Origin of the sequence: Streptomyces sp. NPDC046870 (assembly GCF_040704595.1) — a bacterium.
GTDB classification, from domain to species: Bacteria; Actinomycetota; Actinomycetes; order Streptomycetales; family Streptomycetaceae; genus Streptomyces; species Streptomyces argyrophylli.
On record NZ_JBEYXM010000054.1, the window covers coordinates 1 to 12,051 of the forward strand.

At 74.7% G+C, this 12,051-nt stretch carries 9 protein-coding genes; 4 read left to right on the forward strand and 5 right to left on the reverse strand.

The window, feature by feature from the left end; genetic code table 11:
• Nucleotides 1–108: 108 nt before the first annotated feature.
• On the reverse strand, nucleotides 109–537 hold the full coding sequence (locus AB0946_RS41560) for a hypothetical protein (RefSeq protein WP_366765946.1): 429 nt from the start codon (nucleotides 535–537) through the stop codon (nucleotides 109–111).
• Nucleotides 538–658: 121 nt separating this feature from the next.
• On the opposite strand from AB0946_RS41560, the gene AB0946_RS41565 reads away from it, so the two are divergent.
• The gene (locus AB0946_RS41565) at nucleotides 659–1,198 is read left to right on the forward strand and encodes an ABATE domain-containing protein (protein ID WP_366765947.1); all 540 of its coding nucleotides are present in this window, start codon (nucleotides 659–661) and stop codon (nucleotides 1,196–1,198) included.
• A gap of 75 nt (nucleotides 1,199–1,273) precedes the next feature.
• Here the strand turns inward: AB0946_RS41565 and AB0946_RS41570 are convergent, their stop codons facing one another.
• Nucleotides 1,274–1,747: a DNA starvation/stationary phase protection protein gene (locus AB0946_RS41570; RefSeq protein WP_366765948.1), complete on the reverse strand. Its 474-nt coding sequence runs from the start codon at nucleotides 1,745–1,747 to the stop codon at nucleotides 1,274–1,276.
• A 172-nt stretch (nucleotides 1,748–1,919) separates the two neighbouring features.
• Nucleotides 1,920–2,495: a TetR/AcrR family transcriptional regulator gene (locus AB0946_RS41575; RefSeq protein WP_366765949.1), complete on the reverse strand. Its 576-nt coding sequence runs from the start codon at nucleotides 2,493–2,495 to the stop codon at nucleotides 1,920–1,922.
• A 213-nt stretch (nucleotides 2,496–2,708) separates the two neighbouring features.
• Here AB0946_RS41575 and AB0946_RS41580 point away from each other — a divergent pair, with 213 nt between their 5' ends.
• Together AB0946_RS41580 and AB0946_RS41585 are read left to right on the forward strand one after the other, a co-directional pair.
• Nucleotides 2,709–3,146 carry a hypothetical protein gene (locus AB0946_RS41580; RefSeq protein WP_366765950.1) on the forward strand — a complete coding sequence of 146 codons (438 nt, stop codon included), beginning with the start codon at nucleotides 2,709–2,711 and terminating at the stop codon, nucleotides 3,144–3,146.
• A 160-nt stretch (nucleotides 3,147–3,306) separates the two neighbouring features.
• Complete coding sequence (locus tag AB0946_RS41585; protein ID WP_366765951.1) at nucleotides 3,307–6,168, forward strand: AAA family ATPase; 2,862 nt, start codon at nucleotides 3,307–3,309, stop codon at nucleotides 6,166–6,168.
• Between the two features lie 20 nt (nucleotides 6,169–6,188).
• On the opposite strand, the gene AB0946_RS41590 is transcribed toward AB0946_RS41585, so the two are convergent.
• Complete coding sequence (locus tag AB0946_RS41590) at nucleotides 6,189–8,984, reverse strand: AAA family ATPase (protein WP_366765952.1); 2,796 nt, start codon at nucleotides 8,982–8,984, stop codon at nucleotides 6,189–6,191.
• Between the two features lie 196 nt (nucleotides 8,985–9,180).
• A complete protein-coding gene (locus tag AB0946_RS41595) occupies nucleotides 9,181–11,475 on the reverse strand; it encodes a helix-turn-helix domain-containing protein (protein WP_366765953.1) in 2,295 nt (764 codons plus the stop codon).
• A 241-nt stretch (nucleotides 11,476–11,716) separates the two neighbouring features.
• On the opposite strand from AB0946_RS41595, the gene AB0946_RS41600 reads away from it, so the two are divergent.
• Complete coding sequence (locus tag AB0946_RS41600) at nucleotides 11,717–12,004, forward strand: hypothetical protein (RefSeq protein ID WP_366765954.1); 288 nt, start codon at nucleotides 11,717–11,719, stop codon at nucleotides 12,002–12,004.
• Nucleotides 12,005–12,051: the final 47 nt, after the last annotated feature.

Below are 12,051 nucleotides of genomic sequence, written 5' to 3' on the forward strand. Positions count from 1 at the left end.
TGAACCGGGGCCGGTGGACATGTCGGAGGGGCCGACAGCACGCGCTGTCGGCCCCTTCGGCATGCGGACCACCGTTTGCCCTGGGTCTTTCCGGGGCCCGCAGGCGGCTCACTGCGCCCGGAGGGGGCCCGAGAAGGACTTGCGCAGGGACGAAGGGGCGGCGAGGGGGAGGAGCGAGGCGAGCATCTTGCCCTTGAAGGTGCTCGGCTGCCGTGTCAGCTCGACGTCGACCCGGGTGCCGTCGCCCTCGGGAGTCATCCGGAAGACCCAGCCGCCGCCGGCTCCGAAGAGCTTGGAGTCGAGGGTGGTGATGGTGACCGTGTCACCGTCCGGCTCCCACGCGTAGCGTGCGCGCTCCCAGGCGGCGGCGGTGCCTTCGGTGACCTCGGCCCAGGTGTCGCCCAGGCCGTGGACCTCGAAGTGTTCGGCGTCGATCGTGGGCCAGGACTGCGCCCGGGAGGGGCCGAAGTCGGTCAGTACGTGCAGCACGTCCTTGGGGCTGAGCGTGGAGACGAGATGGAACCGTACGACTGCCATGGGCTTTCCTCACCGAGAAGTAACTGGTCTGACCGGTGACGAGAGATTCCCATGGGCGCTCGTCACCTGTCAAGGTGGTTACTCTGGTTGGGCGTCCACTTCCCTGTGTCAGGAGGACCATGTGAGACATGTGTTTCCGTGCGGAACGCTCGCCCTCGACTTCGTGGGGACTGTGCAGGAGCGGCGTGCGGCGGTTCCGATCGAGCGGATCGGCGTCCCCGGGCTGCTCGACTCCTGGTTCGTGGAGTCCGGGCTGCTCGACGAGCGGCCCGCCTCCGACCACGCGGACCTGCGTGCGGCGCTGGAACTGCGGGAGGCGATCTACCTGCTGGTGCGGGCCCGGCTCGACGGCGACGCCCTTCCCGCCGGCGCCGTCACCGCGGTGAACCGGCGGGCGGCCGGGGTGCCGGTTGCCCTGTGGCTGGGGCCCGGCGGCACGAGCCGCCGCGGTACGGCCGCCCAGGCGCTGACCGACCTGGCGCGCGAGGCGGTCGAGGTCGTCGCGGGCCCGGACGCCGCGCTGCTGCGCGAGTGCGGGCGCCCCGAGTGCACACAGGTCTACCTCGACCGCTCCCGGGGCCGCCGGAGGGAATGGTGTGCGATGTGGACCTGCGGGAACCGCGTCAAGGCAGCCGCCCTTCGGGCGCGCCGCCGGCAGTGACGGTCCCGCGCCCGGGGCAGGCGCGCACACGTGTGCTGCGGGACGGCCCCTCGCGGGGACCGTCCCCGTGCCTCCTCAGCCCCGGTTCTCGGCCTGGAACATCCAGCTCTGCTTCTCCAGGTCGGCGGTCAGGCCGATCAGCAGGTCCTGGGTCACGGCGTCCGCCGGGCCGGTCTCCTCGATGCGCTCCCGCACCCGTCCGATGACGGCGGCGAACGCCCGCACCAGGGCCTCGATCGCGTCGACGTCCTTCGTCCAGCCCGGCGCGAAGGCGGGCACCCCGCTGGTGGCGGTGATGGTGGCGGCCCGGCCGTCCGGGCTGACGCCCAGCGCGGCGGCGCGTTCGGCCACCACGTCGGCGTGGTCGCGTGCGGTGGTGACCACCTCGTCGAGCTGGAGGTGGATGGAACGGAAGCGCGGCCCGTACAGGTTCCAGTGCGCCTGCTTGGCCACCAGGGACAGGTCGAGCAGGTCGACCAGGGTCGCCTGGAGCGCGCGCCCCGCGATCTCGCGCTCCTTGTCCGGCAGTGGGCTGTCGATGACCGTCATGGGTATGCGGTTCCTTTCCTCGCGGTCGCCAGTCTCCTGCGATTGTCGAGGTCACGGGCCTGCAGGGGATCAGTCGTTTGACTGCCGCCCGGCGACGCAGGGACCACGGGCACGGCTGCGTGGGCCGGTCCGGTGACCGAAGGGACCGGCCACGGCCCACGGGCGCGCGGACTCAGTCGAGCACCCGCAGCGCCACGGCCACGGCCGGCTCCAGGAACGCCCGGTCGGCCCGCGCCTGGCCCATGACGCGCAGGCCCTGGATGAACGTGGTCAGGAAGCGGGCCACGTCTACCGGACTGCGCTCACCGGACAGTTCCCCGCGTACCCGGGCGCGTTCGAGCGCCTCGGTCAGCACGGCCTCGATGGCGGTCATGGCCGTGCCGGCCTGCTCCACGGTGCCGTCGTGCGCCGCGCGTTCGACGATCGCGTTGACCAGCAGACAGCCACGTTCCGGTTCGGCGGCGTCGGCCGTCACCATGGCGAGCAGCAGCCGCCGCAAGGCCGTGCGGATGTCGCCCCCCGCCCGCACCTCCCGGTCCAGCGCCGCCACCAGATCGTCGCAGTAACGTCGTAAGGCCCGGGCGTACAGGCCGTCCTTCGAACCGAACGCGGCGTACAGGCTGCCGCTGCCGATCCCCAGCAGCTCTGTCAGCCGTGGCACCGGCGTGGCGCGGTAGCCCCGCCGCCAGAACAGGGCCATGGCCTGTTCCACCGCCGCGTCGGTGTCGAATCCACGAGGACGTGCCACACCGGGATCCTTTCGTCGGTTGCCTCGGCCCCGACTCTGGCAGGTGCGGCCACCCTCGGCACCAGTCGATCGACTGCATACGTGACACACGGCGAACCCCCGTCCGCATGCCTGGACTCCGGCGTTCCATATCGATCCGGGCAGGGACATGTTCCCCCGGGTGTTGTGCGGTTAGCCTCGGAGCCATTGACGGCAAACGGCCCGAGGACCGACATGCAGCTGCACCTGAACCCCCCACTGGAGCCTGCCGACGCGCCCCGGCACGCCGCAGCCATCGTCGCGGCCGCGGCCGACATCAGCGGTGCCGAGCTGGACTACAGCCCGGAGAGCATCTGTCTGGTGGAGGACATCGTCGACGGTTTCCGGGCCGAAGGAGTGACCGGCGAGGACATGGCGGAATCCCTCGTGGCCTTCGGCTGCTACGTCGGCGAGATCCTGACGCGTCACAACGGCGGAGCCTGGCGGCACGCCCCAACGGCCACCCGTCCCGAGGCCGTCCCCATCGTCGTGGAGCTGCCCGGCGCACGGGAGTGCCACCCGATCGACTGGGTCTTCGGCCGTCTGGAGTTCGGAACCGACGTCAGCATCCGCGACCTCTACACGGCGGCGGGCGCGGAAGGCGGGTTCCCGGACGAGCGGACGTGTGAGTGAGCGCGCGTCCCGGTTCCGGCACACGTGCGTGATGCGGTGAGAGTGTGGACCGACAGCCGTACGGAGGGGCGGTGAACGCGCGTGCGGAAGGTGGGCACGCGCGAGGGAGGAAGGCCGCGGACACACCCGCGGTGCACCGGGGGATTCTGGGAGGCACGGGATGAGCGCGCACATCGGCTCGGACGACGTCGGGCAGGACGGCACCGGCCTGCTCGGCCGGGAGCGGGAGCGGGACATGGTGGCCGCACTGCTGACGGCCCTGTCCCGCGGCGAGGGGCGGGTGCTCCACCTGAGCGGCGCTCCGGGCACCGGCAGGTCCGCCGTCGTCCGCTTCGCCGCGACGGAGGCCGGCCGCCAGGGCATACGTGTGCTGTCGACGTCGTGGGCACCCGGCGAACGCGGGCTGCCGCACGCCGCGCTGCACCGCCTCCTGCGCCCCGCCCTGGCCGGGATCACCGGCCTGCCGGCCCGGGAACGAGCCGTCCTGGACGCCGCGTTCGGCGGTGGCACGCCCGCGCCGGCGACGGGGGAACCGGACGGGCCGGGTGCCGGGAAACCGGATGCGCCGGGCGCTCCTGAGCCGGCCGCGTCGGCCTCCTCCCAGCCGGCCGCAGCGGTGATGCGGCTGCTGACCCTGGCGCCGGAGCCGGTGCTGCTGTGCGTGGACGACCTCGACCGGATCGACGACGCCAGCCGCGACACCCTGCGCGCCCTGGCCCGGCTGTGCGGCGGCACACGGGTGGGTCTGATCGTCACCGAGCGGGCGGCCCGTGACTCCGGGCCTGTTCCCGACGCGGTCACGGTGAGGCTCGGGCCCCTTCCCCCTCCCCTGGCCCGCGCGCTCGTCACCCGCGCCGGCCGGGCCACCGGGTACGCCGAGGAGCAGCTCGTCCTGGCCGTGGCGCGGGGCAATCCGCTCGCCCTGACGGAACTCTCCCTGGACGGCGGCCATCCGGGCGACGCGGCGGGCTTCGGCATGCTCCCGGCGACTCCCCGACTGGCCGAGGCGTACGCGGCGGACGTGCAGGGGCTGTCGGCACCGGCCCGCACCGTGCTGCTCACCGCCGCGCTGAGCGCCTCACCGGTCACCCGGGACGTCCTGCGCGCGAGCACCCTGCTGCTGGGCGGCGGCGAGGCGGCGCGCGCCGGGCTCGCCGAGACGCTCGCCCACGGACTGGTCACCGAGTCGGCCGGAGCTGCCGGGGCTGTGGACCTCGAAGAGGAGGACACCGAGGAGAACCGGCGGCTGTCCTTCCCCGAGCCGCTGCTCCGTCCGGCCGTACTGCACCTGGAGCCGGCGGCCCGGCGCCTGGCCGCTCACCACGCGCTCGGACGCAGCCTCACCAGCCCTCCCCACGCTGCCTGGCACACGGCCCAGTGCGTGGCCGGCCCCGACGAGGAACTCGCGCGGCGGCTGGAGGCGCTGGCGGCCGGCCCCCGTCCGGGCACCGCCGTCCTCGTGGCCCTGGCCGCACTCGAACGCGCCGCCCGTCTCTCCCCGGACCCGGAACGCAGGGCGGCCCGGCTGCTGCGCGCCGCCGAGATCGCCTGCGACCACGGTCTGACGGACCAGGCGCTCCGGCACGCCCGCCAGATCGACCCGGGCGAGCTGGGGACGTACGGACGGGCCCTGCTGCTGTGGGTGCACGACCTGCTGCCGGGCAGCAGCGCGGTCGGCCGGGAGCGGATCGCCGAACTGTGCGAGGCGGCGCGCGCCGTAGCCCCGCGGGACCCCGCGCTCACACGGAAACTGCTGTACGCCGCGGCACGCAGGTGCTGGTGGCAGCAGGCCGGCCCCGGCGAACGCCGCATGGTCCTGCGGGCGTTCGAGGACCTGCGGTCCGGGCCCCGGGACGCACGGGACATCGCCGTCATGGCGCTGACCGGCCCCCTCTCACCGCTGCGTGCGCAGCCGCCGCACTCCGCACCGGGACCGGCCCACGGTGACGAGCAGCATCTGGCGGGCCAGGTCGCTCACCTCGTTTCCGACCTCGACCGGGCGGCGCCGCTGCTCGAGGAGGCGGAGGCCGCCGTTCGCGCCGACGGCCGCTACGGGCGGCTGCCGCAGCTCCTCGTACCGAGGGCGATGGGCCAGATCTGGCTCGGCACCCAGTGGCACACCGTCCAGGCGCTGGCCGAGGAGGGCCGGATGATCGCCGCTCGGACGGGGCAGCCCGACTGGGTGGCGAGGGCCACCGGCACGCTGGGCATCATCGCGGCCCTGCGGGGCCGGCACGACAAGGCACTGGAGTACGCCGTGGAGGTCGAGGAGGCCTCCCTGCGCCTCGGTCAGAACCGGCAGCTGAACCTGGCCGCGCTCGCCCGCGCCCTCACCGCCTCCGGCACGGGCCGGTACGCCGAGGCCTACGCCAGACTGCGCTCCCTGTTCACCGACCGGGCGGCGCCGTACGCCTTCGAGCAGGTCTGGGGGCTCGCCTTCCTGGCCGAGGCGGCGCTGCCCGCCGGGGAGGAGGCCGACGCCAGGACCGTCGTCGAGCACGTCACGGCCCTGACCGAGGCGGGGCGCGCACCCCTGGCGCAGGCAATCCTCGCGTACGCCGACGCGGTCCTCGCCCCGGACGACGAGGCGGAGGCCCGCTACCGCCGGGCGCTGCGGCCGGGAGCCGGCGCCTGGCCACTGCTGCACGGCATGGCCCAGTTCGGCTACGGAGCCTGGCTCAGGCGCCGGCGCCGCGTGACCGAATCCCGCACGCCCCTGGCCACCGCCGAGTCCGTCCTGCGGACCCTGGGAGCCCAGGCCCGCGCGGAGCAGGCGGCGTCCGAGCTGAGGGCGACCGGCCGGGCCACCGACGGGCACTCCCCCACGGGCGACATCGCCCGCGCGCTGTCGCCGCAGCAGCTCACCATCGCCCGCCTGGCCGCCCGGGGCCTGAGCAACCGGGCCATCGGGGAGCAACTGCGCCTGTCACCCCGTACGGTCGCCTCGCACCTGTACCAGATCTTCCCCAAGCTGGGCGTCTCCTCCCGCGCCCAGCTCGCCGCGAGGATCGGCTCCGACTGACGGACGGCCCCGGCCGCCCGTCAGGCCGCCTGGAGGTCCCGCAGCACCTCGGCGAGCTGGGCCCGCGCCGTCACACCCAGCCGGGGGAAGATGCGGTAGAGGTACGCGCCGATGGTCCGCGGCGCCAGGCCGAGCTGTTCGCCGACCTCACGGTTGGACAGTCCACGGCCGGCGAGTTCGGCGATCCGCAGCTCCTGCGGGGTGAGGAGATCGCGGGCCGCGACCGGCCGGGACACGCCCGGGGCGGCGCTGTCCGCCCGCTCCCCGGAGGCCCGCAGCTCCCCGGCGATCCGCGCGAGGCGCGCCTCGGCACCCAGCATGGTGTACCCGGCCGCCGCCTGGCGCAGGGCCGCACGGGAGTCGGCGAACTGCCGCCGGCGCCGCAGCCGTCTGCCCTGGGCCAGCCGCAGCGGCGCTTCGAGGCACGGCCAGCGGGACAGGTCCTCGGCGAAGGCCGGCCCCGACAGCGCCTGCTCGTCCTGGTCGTCCGCGAGGACGGCGCGTGCGACCGCGAACCGGAGGGTGATCACCGGGGCGCACTCGGCACCCAGTTCCGCCTCGATCCGGTCGAGGGTCGCCCGCGCCTCCTCGGAGGCGTTGGCGGCCTCGGCGGCCTCCGCGAAGGGGACCAGGGCGGACAGGGCCGCCGGGCGGCTGCGCGGGTCTGCCAGGAGGGATGACAACGTTGGCCAGGCGGCCCCGGACTCGCCCGCCTCCACCAGGGCACAGGCCGTGCCGACCGCGAGCACCGCGTCGATCGAACGCACCGAGTGCCGGGCCGCCTCCAGCTCCGCGGCACTGCCCGGACGTACCGTGCCACCGGTGCGCAGACCTCGTACGAGATCCTCCAGGAGGCGGGCCGCCGCCGCGTGGTGGCGCCGGCCGTACGCCTCGGCGAGTTCCGCGCACCGCCGGAACGCGTGGCCGCCCTGGCCCCGGTCGCCCATCGCCAGGTGCGCCAGCCCCTGCCGGAGCAGCACCCGGGGCAGTTGGTCGGACAGGTCGTGGAAGCGGTGGCGGCGCTCCGCCTGCCGGTACAGGTCCAGCGCCCGCAGCGGGTCACCCGCCAGCAGCGCGGCCTCACCCAGGCGTTCGAGGTCGCGTACGGGCACGTCCGCCAGGTGCCGGACGGCGGACACGCCCGCGAGGACGGTCGCGGCACGGCGCACCGGGCCGGCCGTGGCCATGGCGTGCAGCAGCCGGGGTTCGTCCGAGGCGTCCGGCATCCCCTCGAGGAAGGCCAGCAGTGCCTCGGCGCGCGCGTCGTCACCCGCGACCGAGGGGGCCGTGATCCGGGCCAGCTCCAGCGCGTTCTCCTGCTCGTCGGCACCGGACGGCACGGGCCAGGCGGCGGGGTCGGCCGGCGGCTGCCCGCCGTTCCCGGTCCCGGCCAGGGCCTCGGCGCACAGCCTGCCCAGGGGGCCCAGCGGGTGACGGAGTGCCCGGTGCGCGATCGTCCGCGTCATGCGCTCCAGGCCGAGCACGTGCGCGAGCTGGGCGGCCCTGAGCGCGAGGCGGCCTCGGTCGGCGGGCAGCGGGTGCAGGTCGGACGCCCGCCGCAGCAGCCGTACGGCCATGAAGGGCTCGCACTGCTCCAGCGCCTGGGCGTGCACCGCCTCCAGGCGGCCGGCCAGCTCGGGGTCATACCCCTCGACCGCCTGCGACCGGTGCCACAGCATCTGCACCGAGCCGGGCGCGAGGACGGCCGCCAGGGCCGCGTGCGCGGCACGGCAGCGCCGCGGGTCGGTGCCGTGGACCACCGCCCCCGCCGTCGCGGGGTGGCCGAAGTGCAGCCGCATGCCGTCGAACGTCACGAGGCCCGCCCGTTCCGCGGGCTCCAGCGCGGTGAAGTCCGGCTCCACGCCCCCGATCCGCGACGCCGCCGACAGCAGCAGCGGGAGGTCTCCCGCCGGGTGCAGCGCCGCCACCAGCAACAGGTCCCGCGTCGCAGAGGGCAGACGCGCGGCACCCGGCGCCAGGGCGGAGGCCAGCCGGTCGGACGAGGCGGGCACGCAGGGCGTCGAGTCCTCGGCACCGGCCGGGAGTTCCAGCAGCGCCAAGGGGTTGCCGGCCGCGGTCGCCAGCAGTTCGCGTACGGCCTGCGCGTCCAGGCCCGGACGCCGCGCCGCCAGCAGCCGGGCGGACTCGGCCGGGCCGAGCGGGCCGAGCGGCAGCCGGGGGAGGCCGGCCAGGGCGGCCCGAAGCGTGCGGTGCGGACGGGAGGTCATCAGCAGCGCCAGCGGATGGCCCTCGGTCCGCCGGGCGACGAACGTCAGCACGTCCCTGCTGGGGGAGTCCAGCGCGTCCCAGTCGTCGACGGCGACCAGGAGGGGCTGCCCGGCGCGGCCGACCGATTCCAGCACCTGGAGGACGGCGAAGGGCAGCCACGACGGCCCGCCCGGCGCGGGGGCGCCGTCGACCAGCACCCTCTCCACGGCGTCGAGCGGCCCGGCGGCCGGTGACCCGTGCGGGTCCGCCAGGACCGGCCAGAGGATCTGGAGCAGGCCCGACAGGTCGGGCGGATTGCCGCCCCGGATGCCGGTGCAGCGCAGGACGCGCATGCCGGCGGCCGCCGCCGCCTGGACGGTGGCTTCCAGCAGTGCCGACTTGCCGGCACCGGCGTGCCCGCACACCACCCGCGCCGCTCCGTGGGCCCTCGCCTCACGCAGGAAGTCCTCCAGCGCCCGCAGTTCCGGGTCACGGCCGACGAGCCCCGGACCCTCCCACAGTGCTCCTCGGCGGGGGGTGACGAGTGACAGCGCGGGCTGCGCCTCTTCGACCGCGACGAGAGGGGAGAGCCTGGTCTGCGCGTTCATCGTGCCCCCTGTTCCGTGCGAGCGTTCCCGCCCGTCCAGGGAGCGCTCTCGTGCCTGCTCCCATCCCACTGGAGCGGAGGCCGCGGAACCAGGCAGTTGGCATGCAGCTTGGCCCTCCGGGGGACGGAAACCGGAACGGCGGGCAAGGCGGCGCCCCTCCGAGCGGCCACGGCACGGGGGGCGTGGGGGACCGTGGTCAGGTCCGCTCGGTGGGTGTGGTGGGTGCTGTGGGCACCTCCACGGCGTCCGCGTTGGCGCGCATCCGCTCCGCGCGCGGACTGTGGATCGCGCTCAGCAGGTCGGCCGCCCGCAGCCAGCTCTCCCGCGCGCCCGCGCGGTCACCGGAGTCCTGTTGCGCGGTCGCGAGGTGGTCGAGCACCTCGGCCTGGTTGTAGCCGTCGAAGGCCTCACCGTACAGCCGCAGCGACTCCCGGTAGTCCGCCATGGCGGCGTCGAGATCGCCGAGGCGCTGCCGGGCGTAGCCCATGGTGTCCCGGGCGGCGGCCTCGATACGGACGTTGCCGTGCCGCCGCAGCAGCGGTACCGCCTCCGCACACAGGGCGATCGTCTCCTCGTACCGGCCGAGGAGGGCGAGATACCAGCCGACCGCGTTCATCTCGCGCGCCGCGGTCCCCTCGTCGCCCAGGGAGCGGTAGATCTCCAGCGCCCTGCGGGCATGGTGCAGGGCCTCGGAGTGGCGCTTCTGACGGCCCCGCACCCAGCCGATGCTCCGCTCGATGGCCGCACGGTCCACCGGGTCCAGCCGGTCCAGCAGCCCGAGCAGCAACTCGACCTGCCGGTCGGCCTCGTCGGCCTGGCCCGTTTCCGCCAGCGCGCGGGCGAGATCCGCGGAATTCCGCGCGATGGCCGCCGGCTCGTCCAGCTGCACGGCGGCGTCCAGACCGATGCGTTTGGTCTCGATCTCCTCCGCCCAGCGGCCCGTGACGGAGTAGTACGTCACCCAGTCCTGCGTGAGGTTCATGCGGAACCGCAGCAGCCGCGGGTCCTCCCAGGAACGCAGCGCCGCCGCGACCGTCGACTCCTCCTGACGGAACCAGACCAGCGCCTCCTCGCGGGTGTCGATACGGACGCGCACCGCTCCGTCGGCCGGCGGACCGACCGACGTGGAGGCGGCGCGCCCCAGCAGCCGGTTGGCCCGGTGGGCGTTGTAGCGCAGGTAGTCCACCAGCCGGGTCTCGGCGCCGAGCCGGTCGTCCCCTTCCCGTTCGACGAGTTCGGCGCCGTAGGCCCGCACCAGGTCGTGGAGCACGTACAGTCCCTCGGCGTCCCGGGACAGCAGGTTCGCCGAGATCAGCTCCCTCAGGTGCCGCCGGGCCGCCGCCGTACCGACGCCCGCGAGCGAGGCGGCGGCCTCCGCCGAGACCGACGGTCCCGGGTGCAGGGCCAGGTACCGGAAGAACCGCGCGGTCCCGGGCGTCAGTGCCCGGTACGACCACGAGAACACGGCCCGGACGTCGACGCGCCGGTCACCGCTGGACAGGGCGTCCAGCCGTGGCCGGGACTCCCGCAGTTCGCGCACCACCGGTCCCAGCGGAACCTGCGGCGACGCGCTCACCTGCGCGCCCACGATCGCCACCGCCAGCGGCAGGTACCCGCACAGCTCCACCAGCTCCGCCGCCGCCCGGGGCTCGGCCCGGCACCGCTCCTCGCCGATCCTGGCCGCGAGCGCGGCCAGCGCCTCCTCGCGCGACCACACGTCCAGGCCGACCAGCGTGGCGCCCTCGGCCACGGCCAGGCCGGACAGCTGACTGCGCGAGGTGATGATGGTCAGACACCCCGGCGAAGCCGGCAACAGCGGCCTGACCTGCTCCTCGTCGCGCGCGTTGTCGAGTACGACGATCAGCCGCCGGGACGCCGCCCGCTCGCGGAACAACGCCGCCCGCTCCTCGGTGCCGCGCGGCACCGAGGAGCGGGGCACGCCGAGCGCGTCGAGGAACCCGGCGAGTGCCGTGCCGGGGTCCAGGGGTTGTCCCGAGTCCTCGAAGCCGCGCAGGTTCACGTACAGCTGGCCGTCCGGGAAGCGGTCCGCCACCTGGTGGGCCCAGTGCACCGCGAGCGTCGTCTTGCCGACCCCCGCCATGCCGCCGATCGCGGAGATGACGACATGTGCTCCCCCCCGCCCGGCCACGTGGGAGCCGAGCCGGCGGACGGCCGTGAGCGCCTCCGTCCGGCCGCGGAACGTCCCGAGGTCCGGGGGCAACTGCCGTGGGATCTTCTCCGTACGCCGCGTCGCCGCCTCCACGAAGCGCCGCCGCTCGTCCTCGTCGAGTTCCAGGGCGTCCATCAGCTCGCTCAGCGTCGCCTGCCGGGGCAGGCTCTGTCCCCGTTCCATGTCGCTGATGGCTCGCACGCTCACGCCGGACGCCTCGGCCAGGCTCTCCAGCGTCAGCAGCGCACGCTGCCGCGCCGCACGCAGCAGCCGGCCGAACTCCGCCCTGTCCATCCCCACCCCCAGTTCTGGAATGGTCATTAAAGCAAGACGCGGGACGGAGCCACCAAGCTGTCCACGGCCGGAGACGGAGACACCCGGCACAGGTCGGCACGTACGACCGCGACGCACGTCACGACGACAGTCATGTGACGCATGCCGGGACCGGCGCGCCCTGTGAACACTCATGGAGTCACACCCGGCCATCGTCGACCAGCCGCGATACAAGGCCGCGCCGAACGGCTCATCGTGGCCCTCGCGTACTGCCCGAAGGGCGTCTCTCATGGTCACCAGGACTGTCTGGCTCGTAGGGTTCGCGTTCCGCTCCGACCGGGACCGACTGGTTCAGCACTTCTACGTCGTGCCGGAGGCGGCCGACGCAGCGGCCGCCAGGGAGAGCGCCCTGCGCAGGGCCCGCACCGCCCGGGAACGCGCCCTGCGCGGCGGACTCGACGTCGAGGAGGCCACCGCCGAGACGCGCCGGCTCTTCCGCGACGGCCTCGGCGTCTGGCGCCTGGGCGGCCGGGGGCCTTCTCCCGACGGGCCCTCCGGATGCCCGGCCGCCGCCTGATCCCGGCCGGCCGCCTCGCCACCGGTCCTGGTTCAGTCGGTGGTGAT